This window comes from Sinomicrobium halophytocola (assembly GCF_052983395.1).
Genome location: NZ_JBRKIT010000011.1, coordinates 604,369 through 621,402 on the forward strand (window position 1 = coordinate 604,369; position 17,034 = coordinate 621,402).

Consider the following 17,034-nt stretch of genomic DNA (forward strand, 5'->3'; position numbering starts at 1 on the left):
AAAATAGCAATGAGCTGGAAAAGCATGTCTTTAAAACCGATATAGGTTCGGTATTTCAAATGTTTTAGATCTACTACGTAAAAATGTATGTATAAAGTCACCCTCTTGATTGGTTAATAGCAACTAATCAAGTCACTGCCTAGTCTATCCTTTATTTATTGGATTGACAGGGTTGTAATAAAGTTACTGATTTAAACAAACTGAAATGAATAAAAGATTAAATTCTTTACTGTTAAACAATCCCGAATTGGATGCTTGCGTAAATAATAATTTTAATAATTTAAGATTAAATTCTCTTTTTCTTCCTCTATTTTTATTGTTTTTGATTGCTTTGTTTCTCTTTAAAGAAGATGCCTTTTCCGTTGAGGCTTATGCTCATATTCAAAAGGATTTGTTCTTTTATCTAAACTTTAAATTATCACAATTTCCGAGTTTGCAATATAACTTAAACCAGCTAGGAGATGTACTTATATTTCTGCCTTTTTTGACTTTATTTATGGTTAAAGCACCTAAATTTTGGCAGTCATTAATAACGGCTCTAATTGTTTCAAGTATTTTTTCAAACCTATTAAAAAAGCTACTTGCTGTTCCTAGACCTGCTGCTATGTTTGATAGGGATTGTTTTGTTATTATCGGAAGAACACTTTCTGGAAGCAATAGTTTGCCCTCAGGACATTCAATTGCGACTTTTACAATACTTGTATCTGTATTCTTTGCATTTATGCCAAAAAAAATGGAATTCAAAATAGCATGGTTCCTTTTCATTTTCAGCGCAGGATTAATTATTGCCTTTACAAGAGTTGGTGTGGGAGCGCATTATCCTTTAGATGTTATAGTTGGAAGTATTTTAGGGTATATAGCGGCTCTTACAGGCATTTTTATTACTAAAAAATTTAATCCATGGACATGGATAACAAATAAAAAATATTACCCTATATCTATAGTTTTGTTTTCTGTCATAGCGATTGCCTTAATAAATAAAATAGTTGCTATAGATTTGATGATATTTTATTTTTCATTAGTTAGTTTGGTGGCAACATTAATAATAATCACTTGTATTTATGTTAAAAAATAGTGTCAAATTAGTTCATTTTGTATTAATAGCAAGTTTTGTTAATTTTCTATTATTTCACTATCCTTTTTTTAAGTACGTTTTTACTGCACTCGATTATAAAAGTTTTAGCGGCATTACCATTATTGTCTCTTTAGTAATTGCAATGCTCGTTGTAAATGCTTTTGTATTATATCTTATATTTTTTCTTTCTCGATTTATTGGAAAAATTTTATTGGTTTTCTTTTTCATCGTCAATGCAATTGTTGCCTATTTTGTAAATACCTATCATGTCATAATAGATCTCACGATGATCGGTAATATTCTAAATACCAATTATGAAGAAGCCAGTAGTTTCTTTTCTTTTAGAATGGTTCTGTATTTAATTTTATTAGGCTTTATTCCTGCAATAGTTATAATTAAGGTTAAAATCATTAAAGAAGCATTCAAGAAATTTTTAATTAATTTTTCTTTGACATTGCTTTTTCTAATCGTTTTTGTTTTAATTAATGGTGGCAATTGGCGATGGATTGATAAAAATTCCCCTAAGTTAGGTTCCTTGGCAATGCCCTGGTCCTATATGGTAAATACCTCAAGATTCTATATTTATAAGAGTAAAGAAAATGAAAAAGAGATTTTATTGCCCGATGCGAAAATAAAGGACAATGTAAAGTCTATTGCAGTTTTAGTTATTGGAGAATCTGCAAGGAGTGAAAACTTTTCACTTTATGGATATGAAAAACTTACTAATCCGCTATTGTCTAAAGTTGAAAGTCTTCACAGTTTTACTGCAACTTCTTGCGCCACATATACAACAGCAGGTGTAAAGTGTATATTGGAACACACAAATTCTGGTAAGCTTTATGAGATTTTGCCTAATTATTTATTTAGAAATAATGTAGAAGTTATTTGGAGAACCACAAATTGGGGAGAACCTCCTGTTCATATCAAAAACTTTTTAAAAAAAGAGGATTTAAAAGCAGTTTGTGAGGGACAAGTTTGTAATTATGATGAAATTCTTTTAAAAGGGTTAAAAGAGCAAATTTTGGCAAGTAAAAAAGATAAAATACTAATTGTTTTACATACAAGTACAAGTCATGGGCCATCGTATAACACCAAATACCCACCCGAATTTGAAAAGTTCGCGCCAGTTTGTAAAAGTGTTGAATTGGGGGAATGTACCCAAGAAGAGCTTGTTAACGCCTATGACAATACCATTGTTTATACAGATTATATACTTGCAAGTTTAATTAACGATTTAAAGGAATTAAAGGAATACAACAGTACGATGCTGTTCGTTTCAGACCATGGTGAATCTTTAGGAGAAAATAATTTGTACATGCATGGAATACCAGCAGTTTTTGCACCTAAAGAACAATTAGAAATTCCTTTTATAGTATGGTTATCGGATGGCTCCAAAAAACTGAAGTCCAACGAAACACTATCACAACATCATGTTTTTCATAGTATCTTGAATTTCTTAGCAATAGAAAGTCCTGTTTATGATGAAAATATGAACATATATCAATAATCAGCGGTTTCTCCAGCACTGATATTTTTTCAATTGAACAATGCCCTGTATTGCAGCGGGGTTTGTTGCGTCTTTTTCTTGAACATGGTACTGAATGATTGGGGGCGCTCAAAGCCTAGGTCATAAGCTATTTCCTTAACGCTTAAATGGGTAGTTGAAAGCAGTTCTTTAGCTCTGTCAATTATGGATTCTTGGATATGTGTCTGCGCATTTTTTCCGGTAACATTTCTCAAAAGATCACTCAAATAATCAGGGGACACGTTGAGCTTTTCCGCAAAAAAGTTAACTGTTGGAAGACCTGAAAGTGCAGCGTCACTTTTTAGATAGGAATCGATCAATTCTTCCATCTTGGCCACTAAATCATTATTTATGGCACTTCGTGTTAGAAACTGCCGATTGTGAAAACGCTTTGCATAATGGAGAAGCAGATCAATATGGGAAACAATCAAATCTTGGCTATAATGATCAATATTACTTTTCAGTTCATCCTGTATTTGATGCATAAGGTTCATCATAATTTTGTCCTCTTTTTCCGAAAGGTGCAAGGCCTCAGCAGTGGAGTAAGAGAAGAACCCATAATTTCCAATGACCTTGCCCAATTCATAATGCCGAATTAGCTCGGGCTTGAAGATGAGCATAAAACCCGACACTGGATCATCCGTAGGATTGGTAACTGAAAAAATTTGACCAGGTTTGGTAAAACTCATGACACCCTCATCGAAATCATAATGACCTTGTCCGTACTTGAATTTTCCCGAAGATCCTTTTTTACAGGCTACACAATAAAAATCATAGAAGAAGCTGCTCCAAATTTTATTATCATCAAACTTCAGAAGTTCAAAATCAATCACACTTATCAAAGGATGATCGGGCTTTGGCAGGCCAAATAAACCATGGAGTTCAGAAATTGACTCAATTTTATATGGAGCAGCTTTTTTCACACTGTGATTATTCAAAATCAGTAGCTAAAGATAAGTCTTTCCATTGTTCCATTTCTTCCCTTTCCTTTTTACGAACTTCCAGAATAGCATTGTAGCTATCAGAACCCAAGGGAAGATGCAAAGGAGGATTGGACATTACGGTAATCTTAAGTAACACTTCCGCCAATTTTTGGGGATCACCCAATTGTTGGCCGTCAAATCCCGTAAACTGTTCAACCTGTTCATCTAGATTATAGGCGTCAATTTTATTTTGCGCAACGTTCAGACTGTCCTCGCTCATAAAATTTGTACGGAATGTTCCTGGGGCAAGGATTGTCACTTTTATGCCAAAAGGAGCGACTTCTTGAGCAAGAGCTTCTGATAGTCCAATAACAGCAAATTTTGATGCATTATAGCTTCCATTACCGGCAAAACCCATATATCCCATCATAGAGGAAGTATTTATTATATGACCTGATTTTTGCCTGCGTAAATGTGGTAAAACGTTTCTTATGATAGTGGCCATTGCAAAAACATTTACGTCCATGGTTTGCCTAAACTCGGAATCGCTCAGTTCTTCGATATTTCCCAAAAGGTTATAACCTGCATTATTGACCACAACGTCTATTCGACCAAATTTTTCTATGCCTTTGGAAATCGCATTTTCAACGTCTGCTTCTCTGGTTATGTCCAATTTCACAGGAAGTAGACTATCCTTGTGATCTGCAATTTTTTCTAAAAGTATATCCGTATTTCTGGATGTTGCTATTACTTTCCCTCCGTCATTTAAAACGGCTTTTGTAATTTCAAGCCCCATCCCTTTGGAGGCTCCTGTAATAAACCAAACTTTCTGTGTGCTCATACGATTTGTTTTTTTACAAAACTACAGGGCACATAGATTTGTGAAGTTTTCAAATCAAGGATAAACGTATTTAAATTCAAGAGTATAGTTAATTGTATTGTTATCGCTAACGGCAACAAGATTAATCAATATTAGACTCATAATCTATGAGAAGCTTATCTATAATATTTTTTAGAAATTTTGCTTTGTTCTTTTTTACTTCTTTGAGAAACGGCGAACATTCATCCGAGTCGGATAAATACTTTCCTCCCCAAAGGGCTATTTCAATTAAAGTAGGTATTAAATCGACACCTTTCGGGCTAAGCCTATACAATCCTTTTAACTTATTATCCGGAAATGGTAATTTGATGATTATTCCATTGCTCTCCAACATCTGTAATCTATTCGCTAATATATTCGTTGCTATTTTTTCGGCAGATTTTGTAAAATCTCCGTAAGTACGAGATTTATGTAGCATTAAATCCCTCACAATTAATAACGACCATTTGTCTCCGAAAATATCCAATGACGAACTTATAGGGCAATCGGAGCGCATTTCAGTTGCTTTCATAAATTTTATTTTTTCACTTGCATATTAAAAGTAATTATTTACTTTTATACTTGCATTTTGCAAGCAGTTAGTTTTAATTACTACTTGCAAAGTAAAAGCTAATTTAATCATTTGAAATAAAAAAATATTACATCATGACAAAAATTTTAGTGACAGGAGCCACAGGAGTAGTTGGAAAAAGTACAGTTGAGCATTTGTTAAAGAAAGGTGTTCCTGCAAGTCAAATTATCGGACTTTCCAGGAAAAGGGAAAATCTAGAAGACTTAGCTGCGAAAGGCGTAGAAATACGCGAAGGTGATTATTTGGATTACAGTTCCTTATTACGTGCGTTTGAAGATGTTGACAAAATCATGTTAACGAGTGCAATCGCTTTTACAGACCGATCTACCCAACATTATAATGTAATTACCGCTGCCCGACAAATGGACGTTAAGCACGTGGTATATATGTCAATTATGCGTAAAGCAGGTTCGGGACGTGTTATGTCCGAAGTTACGGAGTCAGACCTTTTTACGGAACAGGTACTTAAATCGTCAGGGCTTGATTATACTATCTTATACCACCCCCCTTTTGCCGACCTTTTATCGTTCTACTATGGTCCCAATCCATATGAAAATGGAATAAAAGTCCCGGCAAACAATGGAAAAATGGCACCTGCAACAAGAGATGAACTGGCGGAGGCCCACGCTGAAATACTCTCTACCCCAGGACACGAAAACAAAACCTATTCATTAGGGGGCTCCTATTCTATTTCGTTTTCCGACATAGCAAAAATTCTTTCGGAAATAAAAGAACAGCCTGTTTCTTTTACTACCATTACAGCCGAAGAATATATTGATGGGATAGTTACCCAAGGAGTCGCTCGCCATGTTGCCGAATTTATAACGGGTTGGGTACTGGCGATTGAAGGAGGTGAATTCGAATATCAATCAGGCGATTTGGAGCGCTTATTAGGCAGAAAGACAAAAACTTTCAGAGAGCTCATGGAAACAACTTAAGTTTAGAATAATTATAAATTTTAATCATTGAAGTGGCAGAGCATATATGTTTTCAGCCACTTCGATTTAACTCTATCAAATTTTAACTGTTAAAAAAGGTATGACAATAGGAATTATTGGGTCAGGGCAAATAGGCAAAGCACTTGCAAAGAAATTGGTAAGTGCAGGTTATCCTGTTATCCTTTCCAATTCGAGGGGTCTTGAATCATTGCAACCCCTTATTAAAGAACTTGGAGCATTGGCAATAGCCGGCACAAACGAAGATGCCTGCAATGCGGATGTCATAATCTTAGCTGTGATGTGGTGGCATATACCCGATGTGGTAAATGAACTTAAAAAACAGCTGAAAGGAAAAATCGTTGTCGACGTAAGCAATTATTTTTCTAAAGACGGTAATCCTACAAAATTGGAAAAGCCAACTGGTGTTATCGTTGCAGAACTAATGCCTGATTCTAAAATCGTCAAAGCATTTAACCATTTATATGGCAAGTGGATCGAAGCAGACCCTAAAGTAGCGAACGGCAAACGTGTCAGCTTTATTTCCGGGAACCACCCCTCTGCCAATGCAACCGTAGAGAGAATAATAAAAAACTTAGGATTTAAGGTAATTGACCTTGGTAATTTGGAGCAGGCGGGTAAAATAACCGATGTTGGGAAAGCATTATCTGGACTGAATTTGGTCAGTTACCCAGTTTAATTTTTAATACTAATTTTTATGAAAGCATTAGTTTATCGTCAGAAAAACACCTTAAAGGACTTTGGAATAAGTTTAGAAGAAGTTGCTGACCCGAAAATCAACGAAACCGATATTTCTCGCCAAACTAATCTACACCCACCCTAAAAAAAACAAGAGCCGGACTCCAATGTTCAAAACCACCCCAAGCTATATTTACATAACGGGTAGTTATGGTTCAGCCGCTTCTCCCCTACACTCCCAAAGCTGATAGCCATACGCCATTATGTAAAATAGCGGCGCATCCCTGCTTTTGTTTCCGTCTATAAATGTAATTCGCCGCTATTCACGAGTTCCTTTAAAAAACAATAAAATCCACACGAGTAAATAGCCGCCTAACCCCACGCCCAAAATCGAACATAAAAAGAAAGACCTGAACTGAAAACAAACTGACAAAATCGGGTAACGTATAACAAGAGGATAACACGCAAAGCGGTGTTATTATTTTAAAATCTACTATATATCAGCGATTTACATATATTTAAGAAATCAGATTTCGCGGAAATTTGCGGCAAAACCTTCGGGAATGCCTATAAACAGGCAAATTTTTATGGCAAAAATCACGGAAAAAGTTATGAGTTATATGGTAGTTTCCCTCTTCAACTTGGGAATGGGAAATTTCCAAATGCCTGTGGTAAGTACACTTCATCCACTCAATCCCCAACCTTTCCATCAATAAAACAAAATGATATTAGAAAAGAATATTTTCAAAAAAAGAAAAATCAGTAAAGGTCGGGGGAATCGTTACTTCAGTACGCCTACCTCGGCACCGCGCATAACAAAGAGACCATTTCCATAATTTTCATCAATTTAACTCGCGGTTTTACAAGAAAATGTGTGCACATGGTCATTCAGCGAAATCCCTACCACGGAATTCCTGGGTTTGTTTATCTAAAATTTGCCACTACAATTTATATAGTGGCAAATCACAGCAAAAAATCATCCATTGTTCTTCCGTTAAATAAAATTGTTATCACAGATTGTGAAAAGCTCTTTTTAGCCAGCCTCAATACACTCTTTGTTATTCCTGGTTTCGTCGGTCAGAAACTGACTTTTCAGCTTTTGCATATCCTCACTGACCTTACGCTCGATCACCCGGGCATAAATTTGGGTCGTGGCAATCTTACTGTGCCCCAAAAGCTTGGAAACCGTCTCAATGGAAACACCATTGGAAAGGGTCACCGTGGTGGCAAAGGTATGCCGCGCCACATGGAAGGTGAGCTTTTTGGTGATGCCGCACAGGTCCGCAATCTCCTTTAAATAGGAGTTGAGTTTTTGGTTCGATATTTTAGGAAACAACATTCCGTTTGCCTTGGACTTGGGGTGGTCCTTATAGTTTTCAATGATCTCAAGGGCAACCGGCAAAATGGGGATACGGATGGGCTTGGCCGTCTTTTCCCTCTGATAGACGATCCATTGCTCCCCATCAATTCCCAAACGGATATTGCCCTTGCCCAGATTGATCACATCGATATAACTCAAACTGGTGTAGCAGCTGAACACGAACAAATCCTTTACCTGTTGTAACCTCGGCATGTCAAATTCCCGATTTTCAATTTCGGCAAGTTCTTCCTTGTTCAAAAAATCCCTTTCCTTTTTGATGAATTTGGGCTTAAAATAAGCAAAGGGGGGCCGGTCGAGCCAACCCAGCTTGATGGCCAGCCCGATCAATTTCCTGAAGCGCTCGATGTGCTTCATCACGGTATTGTTTCCCATGGGCTTTTGGTGGTCCGTCGGCTTAGGTTCCGGAGGAACCTTTCAAACTTGATGATGAAGTCATAGTCCAGTTCCTTGAGGTACATATCCGTAGTCTTGTACCGGGCCTTTAAAAACTTGGTAAGGTACTTTTGCGTGGTAAAATAATTCTTCTGGGTGCCCCATTTCAACTGGTCCACCATATCCTCACCGTGGTAGGCGACAATATCGGATAGGGTACGGCTCTTCTCATCCTTTCCCAGGCACCTTGCCTTGACACCCTTTGCGGTGATGAGTTTACCATCCATTTTCAGGTCTCGGTAGCATTGGAAGATGTGGTTATAGGTCTCATCCAGATAGCTGTTGAGCATCCTGGCCTTTTGGTTGTTCCAAAGGGCCCGGTTCTTATGGAGGTCCCAAATGGCAAGATCGACCTTGCGGTTCAGGCTGATGGAGGCCCGTTTGCCATTAACGGTGATCCTTACATAAATAGTCGCTTTGTTTTCTTTTGCCCTGGGGACGTTCGCCCAGAACATGATACTGAATGTCGAAGAAGTCTTCATTACTTTCGTCTTCAGGTTACACATGAGTTCCCGGACGAAAGTCAGATCCCTTTAAAGTTACGTTCTTTACCGCGTCTGCCCAAAAAATTTTAACAAATCGGTCAACACAAATGTTAAAATTATTTTGTTATCCGAATTGTTGACGCTAATTCCCGTTTTAATTGATTTCAAAAAAATAAAAAAACCTGAAAATCATACGATTAACAGTGTTTTGAATTCATCTGATATGTTGAAAAGTCGGGGTGGCGGGACTCGAACCCACGACCTCGTCGTCCCGAACGACGCGCGCTACCGGGCTGCGCTACACCCCGAAATACCATTAAAAAAGGTGAATGAAGGCTGCAAATATAGGATTTTTTTGTTAAAAAAATTGCGATTGTGTTTTTTACACCTAAAACTTTGTAAATTGTTCAGATAAAGCAATGTACGACATATTCAATAATCAATTATTAACCCTGATATTTTATAAGGAAACTGATGAGAAAAACACACATACTTCCCTTGCTATTCATTGTCTCTTTAGTTGCCTGCGCACAACAGAAAGACACTACAATACACGAACCCGAAACCGTAGATTATACCGTGGAAACCGTGGTAGGTGATCTCAGTGTTCCCTGGGGCATGGCTTTTCTGCCGGATGGTGGTATGCTTATCACGGAACGATCGGGAGAACTGATCCGCTTCAAGGACGGAAAAAAAACGACTATTAGCAACGTACCCGAAGTATATGCACGAGGACAAGGCGGACTGTTGGACATACTGCTTCACCCGGATTATGAAAATAACGGCTGGATATACCTCTCCTATTCTTCCCCCGAAGGTGAAGAAAACGGTGCCCACACTGCCGTTATACGGACCAAACTTCAGGGAGATGCCCTGGTTGACAAACAACTTCTTTACAAAGGCACACCCAATACCCGGAAATCGCATCACTTCGGATCGCGTATGGTTTTTGACCGGGACGGTTACCTCTATTTTTCCATAGGGGAACGTGGCGACCATGATATTAACCCGCAGGACATTACCCGTGATGGTGGAAAAGTATACCGTATACGGGAAGATGGCAGCATTCCTCCGGACAATCCATTCACTCAAGATCCTAAAGCCAAACATGCCATTTACAGCTACGGCCACCGCAATCCGCAGGGGATGGTCGTTCACCCGGAAACCGGGGAAATATGGGTACATGAACACGGACCGAGAGGTGGTGATGAGATCAACATCGTTAAAAAAGGAGCCAATTACGGCTGGCCGGAAATCACCTATGGTATCGATTATGACGGCACCATTATCTCTGATGAAACCGAAAAAGAAGGCATGGAACAGCCTGTATACTACTGGGTGCCTTCCATAGCCCCGAGCGGCATGGCTTTTATTACTTCCGACGTATATCCGGATTGGAAAGGAAACCTTCTCGCCGGCTCTCTGTCATTCCAATACCTGGAAAGGCTCGTGATGGACGGCAATGAAGTGACTTACCGCGAAAAACTGCTTACCGATATGGGCCGTGTGCGCGACGTAAGACAGGGCCCCGATGGGTATATCTACGCTTCGATAGAAGGCAAAGGTATTGTGAAAATAGTGCCGGGTAAGTCCTGATATCCGAAGGGTATATACGCCTCTTATGTACTATCCTGCCTCATTTATCACTGTTTTAACCCAAAATGTCACGGCTGTGATAATATGGAAAGCCCATTCCCGAATTTTAAAACTAATTGCGTACCTTCGTAACCGAATTTTTTGGTCATAAAAAACGATAAAAATGAGTAAATACGATGTCATAGTTGTGGGCAGTGGCCCCGGAGGATATGTTACTGCCATCAGAGCCTCACAATTAGGCTTTAAAACTGCTATTGTAGAAAAAGAAAACCTGGGAGGCGTTTGCCTGAACTGGGGTTGTATCCCTACCAAGGCATTGCTCAAGAGTGCACAGGTATTCGAATATCTGAAGCATGCCGAAGACTACGGACTTAGTGTGAAGGAATATGACAAGGATTTCGATGCCGTAATAAAAAGAAGCAGGGGGGTTGCCGATGGTATGAGCAAAGGAGTACAATTCCTGATGAAAAAGAACAAAATAGACGTTATCAACGGTTATGGAAAAGTGAAATCCGGTAAAAAAGTAGAAGTAACCGGAAATGACGAGAAGAAAACCGAATACCAGGCAGATCATATTATCATAGCTACCGGGGCAAGATCGCGGGAGCTGCCCAGTCTGCCGCAGGACGGAAAAAAAGTGATCGGCTATCGCGAAGCAATGATCCTACCGGAACAACCTAAGAAGTTGATCGTAGTAGGCTCCGGGGCTATAGGAATAGAATTTGCATACTTCTACAATGCCCTGGGGACAGAAGTAACCGTAGTGGAATACCTGCCGAATATCGTTCCCGTAGAAGACGAGGATGTTTCCAAACAACTCGAAAGAAGCTTCAAAAAAGCAGGTGTAAAAATAATGACTTCTGCCGAAGTGACTAAAGTAGATACTTCCGGGAAAGGGGTAAAAGCCACTGTAAAAACCCAAAAAGGCGAGGAAGTTCTGGAAGCAGACATCGTACTCTCTGCCGTAGGTATCAAAACCAATATTGAAAATATAGGCCTGGAAGACGTAGGTATTGCTACCGACAGGGACAAAATACTGGTTAACGATTACTACCAGACCAACATACCCGGGTATTATGCCATAGGCGATGTAACTCCCGGACAGGCCCTGGCACACGTCGCTTCTGCCGAAGGAATACTCTGTGTAGAGAAAATAGCGGGCATGCATGTAGAACCCCTGGATTATGGCAACATACCGGGATGTACGTATTGTATACCTGAAGTAGCCTCAGTAGGACTCACGGAAAAACAGGCCAAAGAAAAAGGATATGACATCAAAGTCGGTAAATTTCCTTTCTCCGCTTCCGGAAAAGCAAAAGCCAGTGGCAATGCTGATGGCTTTGTAAAAGTGATCTTCGATGCCAAGTACGGCGAATGGCTCGGTTGCCATATGATCGGTACCGGGGTTACCGATATGATCGCGGAGGCTGTAGTAGCCCGAAAGCTGGAAACTACAGGCCACGAAGTACTCAAAGCCGTGCACCCGCACCCCACAATGAGTGAAGCGGTGATGGAAGCAGTTGCAGATGCTTATGACGAAGTGATCCACCTGTAGAAGATTATCCGACAACACCATATAAAGCTTCTGCGGTACCCTCCGCGGAAGCTTTTTTTAAATCGTATATTATGTTAAAAAGCTTCAGGATAACCGCCATTCTGGAGGGTATTTCATATTTAATGCTCTTCCTGGTTGGCATGCCGCTAAAATATATTTTTGATCATACCGCCACCAATATGACGATCGGTTATATCCACGGGTTTCTCTTTATTCTATATGTGATTCTTGCCGTGCTGGTATGTTACCAAAAGAAATGGGGACTGAAACGGTTCGCACTGCTTTTTATCGCCGCACTGCTGCCATTCGGAACTTTTTACGCGGAGAAAAAATATCTCCGGGAGGACACGAAAAACTTTTCCACCTCATCATAATCAGGTAATATTTTTAAAAAAGCACCGGCTTTTGAGACTATTTAATACATAAGTTATTACCTAACTTCGGGATATGTCTTATTTTTGCCAGATTAACACTTAAACGCTGATAAAATGAAAAAGATCGTACTGTTAATTGCTATGGGTTTAATCGCCGTTTCAAATCTTCATGCACAGAACGATGAAGGTGAAGACGCAGGACTGCTCAAAGGTAAATGGATGGCAGGGGGTTCCTTCGGTTTCTCCAAAGACAATAACTCAGGTACCGAAACTACCGACTTTTCCATATTACCCTCCGTAGGTATTTTCCTGGACAATGATTTTGTAGTAGGTCTGAGTGCCGGATACGAACAAAGCAAAGTGAACATTGACGGGATAAGTTCCAAAAAAGAATTTTACGGCATACTTCCTTACGCCAGAAAATACTGGTTCCCCGCCTCCAAACTGATGCCTTTTGCTCAGGGAGACGTAAGACTGGGATGGGCCAAAGACAGTAGTGCGGATAATTTTGCCTGGGGGGTTAATCTAAGGCCCGGTCTCACTTACCGACTGAACGAAAGTTTTGCTTTTGACGCCATTATAGGCCGGTTCGGGTATGACAATGAAGGTAAAGACTCAGACAACTACGGTTTTGGATTGAACCTGAACGACCTGAGACTGGGAATTATCATATTCCTATAAAAAATACCGTTTTACAAAACCAAATAAATCACCTCTTTTACAGACTATTGACAATGCAGCTTACTGAACTGAACGCCATTTCCCCGATTGACGGGAGATACCGAAACAAAACCGAAAACCTGGCTCCTTTTTTTTCCGAAGAAGCCCTTATCAAATACCGGGTTCGTGTAGAGGTCGAGTACTTTATTGCCCTGTGTAACCTCCCCTTACCACAATTAAAGGATTTTGACCAGGCCCTTTTCAGTGACCTGAGAGGTATATACACCAATTTTTCAGCACAGGATGCCGAAGCCATAAAAGAGATTGAAAAAACCACCAATCACGATGTGAAAGCGGTGGAATACTTTATCAAACAAAAGTTCGATGCCCTCGGGCTATCCGCTTCAAAGGAATTTATCCACTTCGGACTTACATCACAGGACATCAACAATACTTCTATACCCTTATCACTGAAAGAAGCAGTTGAGGGAACATATTTTCCGTCCCTGGACAGCGTACTTGTAAAACTTAAGGAACTTGCGGCCAACTGGGCAGATATCCCCATGCTTGCCCGTACCCACGGCCAACCTGCTTCCCCTACCCGTCTCGGTAAGGAAATACAGGTATTCATTACCCGTATCGAAGAGCAACTGTCTGTGTTGAAAACCATCCCGTATGCGGCAAAATTCGGGGGGGCCACAGGAAATTACAATGCGCATCACGTAGCATACCCGGATACGGACTGGAAAGCCTTCGGCACCCATTTCGTAGAAGAAATGCTGGGACTGAGCCACTCTTTCCCCACTACGCAAATAGAACATTACGACCATATGGCCAGCCTGTTCGATGCGCTGAAACGCATTAATACTATTTTTATAGACCTGGACAGGGATATCTGGACCTATATTTCCATGGATTACTTCAAACAGAAGATCAAAGAAGGTGAAGTGGGCTCTTCGGCCATGCCCCATAAGGTAAACCCGATAGACTTCGAAAATTCGGAAGGAAACCTGGGAATCGCCAATGCTGTATTCGAACACCTTTCGGCCAAACTGCCTTTATCCAGACTGCAACGCGACCTTACGGACAGTACCGTACTGCGTAACATAGGCGTTCCTTTCGGACATACGTTGATCGGCTTTTTATCTACCCTGAAAGGACTGAATAAACTGCTGCTGAACAAGGACAAGTTTGCCGAAGACCTGGAAAATAACTGGGCTGTTGTCGCGGAAGCCATTCAGACCATCCTCCGGCGAGAAGGTTATCCTAACCCGTACGAAGCCCTGAAAGGCCTTACCCGTACAAACGAGAAAATAAACCGGCAATCCATAGCAAAGTTTATAGATACCCTGGAAGTTTCGGACGTCATTAAAAACGAACTGAAGCAAATAACCCCTGCCAATTACACAGGGATCTGAAAAAGTGAAAAATTAAAAAGATGTCTGAAAATTAACAGAAGTAAGTTACTTTTCAGACATCTTTTTTAGAGTAAATTCGTTTAAACTATTCTCCCAATAGCTTTTTCAGGTCTCCGAGCTGTCCTTCATCGATATCCGATTTTTCGATGATCTTTACAAACTCCATCATTTTTTCCGGGTTCATTCCTTTACCCAGAATACGTACCAATGCAAAACCGCGATCGGGATCCGATCCGAAAAACACTACTTCATCGATAGACTCGTCATTCCCCAGGTATTTCAGCACCGCACGCCTGTTTTTATCGGACATCCGGAATAGTTCCTGGAAGCCGCTCCCGGAAAGTATGGCATTCACCTTTGCTTTTTCCGTCTCGAAAACTCCCTTGTTCTCTGCCGTTACCGGAAGGGCGAGGACATTCAGTTTTTTAACTGATTTATAAGCTTCTTTCTGCTCTTCCGTAAGATCCGCATTGGAAATATTAAGCATGCTCGAAGGAATATCCAGGCTGATAAAGCCTTCTTTTTCGGCGCTGTCTACATAATACCGTTGAAGGCTCTGCTCGTTATTGCACGCGCTCATCACCACCAAAAGGAGGGTCAGTACTGCACCTGTCCATAAATTATTTCGCTGTTTCATTTGTATATTGTTTTGATTAAATCCTGGTTTATCCTCAACATATCCGCATGGGTTTCCGGTTATAATTACAGGATTCCGTGTGGAGTAAAGATCTTCTGCCTCAACTCCACTCGAAATCCCCTTACTAACTACCTCCCGGGCACATCTTCTATCGGTTCTTACCGGCCTCATCCAGCTCGGAAGGGAGGTTCATTTTTTTAGTAAGCATACTTATTTTGTTCAGGTCGATATCTCCCGTCAGGGACAGCAATACGGTTTCTATTTTCGAGCCTCCTATCTCCACGTCTTTCATTCCGGAAACAAACATCAGCAATTCGCTTACATGATCTTCATCGCGACCCGGACGGATATAGAATTTCACGTTAGATCCCTTGTCTTTAACCCGCATAAGCTCTTCCAATGAGGACTTTTTAATATAGTCATTCATAGTAGACTGCATTTCCTGCGCTATGGCCTTGCTTTCGGTAGAGAATACTTTCAGGTTTTTCAATGATTTCACCATACTCATAAACTCTTTCGCTTCAGGATCGTCTGCTTCTATCCTTGAGAATAATTTAAACATGTTCTGGTTTACTATTACTGCCGACACGTCGTCCATAGCTTCGAACCTGTCAAATTCGGACTGTGAAAACCCCAGGACAGGCAATATTACCAGTAGCATACACACCATCCGTTTCCTGGTCGTCATTTTGGTTAATCCGGGGGTTTTACCGTGCTTTTCCTGGCTTTCCGAACGGGAAATTCCATGGATTTCTCTCAACTTTTTCATCTTTTTCTGTTTTATTGTAAATCGTTATGGTTTTGTTTTTTCTTTTTGTTTTCAGGGTTATTTCACCTGTTTTCTACAGGTAATATTTTGTTTTTTGTTTCTTCAAATTCGTTCAGGTATTCTATTTTATCTGTCCCTTTATTCAGGTTTTCCCCTATCATATAGAGTGCCTCTACGGTTTCCTGGTAAGCGAGCAAAGCCTCTTTCTCTTCTGCGGAAGGCCGGTTGGAGAACCATATTCCCGCGGCAATCACCACCGTAGCCGCTACGGACATCCAGGTGTAATTCCACTTTTTACCGGACTTTATCCGGAATTCCTTTTCCGATTTTTCTTCTCTTGCTTCGGAAAAATACCGGAACATAGGCCGGTAAGCCACCAGGTGCGGAGCTACGTCATCCTGTGAGAAATAAGCCCTAAGCTCTTTTTCTTCGGCTGTTGTGGTTGTACCTTCAAAGTACTTTTCCACCAGTTTTTCTATCTTAGACAACTCCATAATTGTGTTTTTTTATCAATTCTTCCCGGACTGTTTTCCGCGCTCTCGACAGGGCTACCCGTACCGCAGTGGGGTTCATGTCCAGCATTTCACTTATTTCTTCAAATTCATATTGTTCCACATCCCGTAACTGTAATATAATCTTTTGCTGTTCGGGCAGGCTTTCCATGATCTCCTGCATGAGGGACACACTGTCCCTGGCTTCTATCTCGCGTTGCAAAGAAGTATTTTCATCCGTATAATTACTGTGCACCAGTTTCAGGTTTCCTGCCTGTTTGGAGCGCAACCTGTCCAGACAGTAATTTTTGGTCGCTGTAACCGCAAAAGCCTCTACACTCCTGTAGGTACCTATCTTACTTTTATTAGTCCACAATTTCAGCAGGACCTCCTGTATGGCATCTTCCGCTTCTTCGGTAGATACGAGCAGCCGTTTGGCCAGCCGGAACAACTTGTCCTTAAAAGGCATCACAGTATGTAAAAACTCTGCCTGTTTCATTTTTTATCGGTTAGTCCGTTTTTTCCTTCCCGGAAAAACAATCTCTGTTGGTTCTTTTGGTTTTCTTTGTTCCGCATCTTTTCAAAGGTACCTTATAGCGGTCTTTCAAAAGGGAGACGAACGAATTGA

General features: G+C 40.4%; 19 protein-coding genes and 1 tRNA gene. 10 read left to right on the plus strand and 10 right to left on the minus strand.

Annotated elements, in window-relative coordinates; all coding sequences use genetic code 11:
- Positions 1 to 205: 205 nt before the first annotated feature.
- Entirely contained in the window at positions 206 to 1,075 is an 870-nt protein-coding gene (locus ACVBDY_RS04510; protein ID WP_447174271.1) for a phosphatase PAP2 family protein, read from the plus strand.
- Positions 1,062 to 2,582: a phosphoethanolamine--lipid A transferase EptA gene (eptA, locus tag ACVBDY_RS04515; protein ID WP_447174272.1), complete on the plus strand. Its 1,521-nt coding sequence runs from the start codon at positions 1,062 to 1,064 to the stop codon at positions 2,580 to 2,582. Before ACVBDY_RS04510 ends, eptA begins: the two co-directional genes overlap by 14 nt.
- Positions 2,583 to 2,611: 29 nt before the next feature.
- Here the strand turns inward: eptA and ACVBDY_RS04520 are convergent, their stop codons facing one another.
- From ACVBDY_RS04520 to ACVBDY_RS04530, 3 genes are all read right to left on the minus strand, one after another.
- Positions 2,612 to 3,523, minus strand: coding sequence for a helix-turn-helix domain-containing protein (locus ACVBDY_RS04520; RefSeq protein WP_447174273.1), 912 nt, complete (start codon positions 3,521 to 3,523; stop codon positions 2,612 to 2,614).
- Positions 3,524 to 3,530: 7 nt separating this feature from the next.
- Positions 3,531 to 4,364 carry an SDR family NAD(P)-dependent oxidoreductase gene (locus ACVBDY_RS04525; protein ID WP_447174274.1) on the minus strand — a complete coding sequence of 278 codons (834 nt, stop codon included), beginning with the start codon at positions 4,362 to 4,364 and terminating at the stop codon, positions 3,531 to 3,533.
- Between the two features lie 121 nt (positions 4,365 to 4,485).
- Positions 4,486 to 4,914 carry a winged helix-turn-helix transcriptional regulator gene (locus tag ACVBDY_RS04530; protein ID WP_447174275.1) on the minus strand — a complete coding sequence of 143 codons (429 nt, stop codon included), beginning with the start codon at positions 4,912 to 4,914 and terminating at the stop codon, positions 4,486 to 4,488.
- Between the two features lie 134 nt (positions 4,915 to 5,048).
- Between ACVBDY_RS04530 and ACVBDY_RS04535 the strand changes: the two genes are divergently transcribed.
- The 3 genes from ACVBDY_RS04535 (at position 5,049) to ACVBDY_RS04545 (ending at position 6,753) form a co-directional block, all read left to right on the plus strand.
- Positions 5,049 to 5,912, plus strand: a complete 864-nt coding sequence (locus ACVBDY_RS04535) for an NAD(P)H-binding protein (RefSeq protein WP_447174276.1) — start codon at positions 5,049 to 5,051, stop codon at positions 5,910 to 5,912.
- Between the two features lie 100 nt (positions 5,913 to 6,012).
- Positions 6,013 to 6,609 (plus strand): NADPH-dependent F420 reductase, encoded by a 597-nt coding sequence (locus ACVBDY_RS04540; protein WP_447174277.1) that lies wholly within the window; start codon positions 6,013 to 6,015, stop codon positions 6,607 to 6,609.
- An 18-nt stretch (positions 6,610 to 6,627) separates the two neighbouring features.
- The gene (locus tag ACVBDY_RS04545) at positions 6,628 to 6,753 is read left to right on the plus strand and encodes a hypothetical protein (protein ID WP_447174278.1); all 126 of its coding nucleotides are present in this window, start codon (positions 6,628 to 6,630) and stop codon (positions 6,751 to 6,753) included.
- 888 nt (positions 6,754 to 7,641) lie between these two features.
- Here the strand turns inward: ACVBDY_RS04545 and ACVBDY_RS04550 are convergent.
- The 3 genes from ACVBDY_RS04550 to ACVBDY_RS04560 all read right to left on the minus strand — a co-directional run bounded on the left by ACVBDY_RS04550 (position 7,642) and on the right by ACVBDY_RS04560 (position 9,214).
- Positions 7,642 to 8,343 (minus strand): site-specific integrase, encoded by a 702-nt coding sequence (locus ACVBDY_RS04550; RefSeq protein WP_447174279.1) that lies wholly within the window; start codon positions 8,341 to 8,343, stop codon positions 7,642 to 7,644.
- Positions 8,343 to 8,903 carry a phage integrase SAM-like domain-containing protein gene (locus ACVBDY_RS04555; protein ID WP_447174280.1) on the minus strand — a complete coding sequence of 187 codons (561 nt, stop codon included), beginning with the start codon at positions 8,901 to 8,903 and terminating at the stop codon, positions 8,343 to 8,345. Before ACVBDY_RS04555 ends, ACVBDY_RS04550 begins: the two co-directional genes overlap by 1 nt.
- A gap of 237 nt (positions 8,904 to 9,140) precedes the next feature.
- Positions 9,141 to 9,214, minus strand: a tRNA-Pro gene (locus tag ACVBDY_RS04560).
- A 166-nt stretch (positions 9,215 to 9,380) separates the two neighbouring features.
- Between ACVBDY_RS04560 and ACVBDY_RS04565 the strand changes: the two genes are divergently transcribed.
- The 5 genes from ACVBDY_RS04565 to purB all read left to right on the plus strand — a co-directional run bounded on the left by ACVBDY_RS04565 (position 9,381) and on the right by purB (position 14,509).
- Positions 9,381 to 10,502 carry a PQQ-dependent sugar dehydrogenase gene (locus tag ACVBDY_RS04565; RefSeq protein ID WP_447174281.1) on the plus strand — a complete coding sequence of 374 codons (1,122 nt, stop codon included), beginning with the start codon at positions 9,381 to 9,383 and terminating at the stop codon, positions 10,500 to 10,502.
- A 163-nt stretch (positions 10,503 to 10,665) separates the two neighbouring features.
- Positions 10,666 to 12,057, plus strand: a complete 1,392-nt coding sequence (gene lpdA, locus ACVBDY_RS04570; protein WP_447174282.1) for a dihydrolipoyl dehydrogenase — start codon at positions 10,666 to 10,668, stop codon at positions 12,055 to 12,057.
- Between the two features lie 71 nt (positions 12,058 to 12,128).
- The gene (locus ACVBDY_RS04575; RefSeq protein WP_447174283.1) at positions 12,129 to 12,431 is read left to right on the plus strand and encodes a DUF3817 domain-containing protein; all 303 of its coding nucleotides are present in this window, start codon (positions 12,129 to 12,131) and stop codon (positions 12,429 to 12,431) included.
- A gap of 114 nt (positions 12,432 to 12,545) precedes the next feature.
- Positions 12,546 to 13,112 (plus strand): outer membrane beta-barrel protein, encoded by a 567-nt coding sequence (locus tag ACVBDY_RS04580; protein WP_447174284.1) that lies wholly within the window; start codon positions 12,546 to 12,548, stop codon positions 13,110 to 13,112.
- A gap of 53 nt (positions 13,113 to 13,165) precedes the next feature.
- The gene (purB, locus tag ACVBDY_RS04585) at positions 13,166 to 14,509 is read left to right on the plus strand and encodes an adenylosuccinate lyase (RefSeq protein ID WP_447174285.1); all 1,344 of its coding nucleotides are present in this window, start codon (positions 13,166 to 13,168) and stop codon (positions 14,507 to 14,509) included.
- Positions 14,510 to 14,594: 85 nt separating this feature from the next.
- On the opposite strand, the gene ACVBDY_RS04590 is transcribed toward purB, so the two are convergent.
- The 4 genes from ACVBDY_RS04590 to ACVBDY_RS04605 all read right to left on the minus strand — a co-directional run bounded on the left by ACVBDY_RS04590 (position 14,595) and on the right by ACVBDY_RS04605 (position 16,905).
- A complete protein-coding gene (locus ACVBDY_RS04590) occupies positions 14,595 to 15,146 on the minus strand; it encodes a GFO_1091 family lipoprotein (protein WP_447174286.1) in 552 nt (183 codons plus the stop codon).
- A gap of 148 nt (positions 15,147 to 15,294) precedes the next feature.
- Positions 15,295 to 15,834, minus strand: a complete 540-nt coding sequence (locus ACVBDY_RS04595; RefSeq protein WP_447174383.1) for a GFO_1090 family protein — start codon at positions 15,832 to 15,834, stop codon at positions 15,295 to 15,297.
- 143 nt (positions 15,835 to 15,977) lie between these two features.
- On the minus strand, positions 15,978 to 16,409 hold the full coding sequence (locus ACVBDY_RS04600; protein ID WP_447174287.1) for a PG0215 family putative anti-sigma factor: 432 nt from the start codon (positions 16,407 to 16,409) through the stop codon (positions 15,978 to 15,980).
- Complete coding sequence (locus ACVBDY_RS04605) at positions 16,396 to 16,905, minus strand: GFO_1088 family ECF-type sigma factor (RefSeq protein ID WP_447174288.1); 510 nt, start codon at positions 16,903 to 16,905, stop codon at positions 16,396 to 16,398. Before ACVBDY_RS04605 ends, ACVBDY_RS04600 begins: the two co-directional genes overlap by 14 nt.
- Between the last annotated feature and the right edge of the window lie 129 nt (positions 16,906 to 17,034).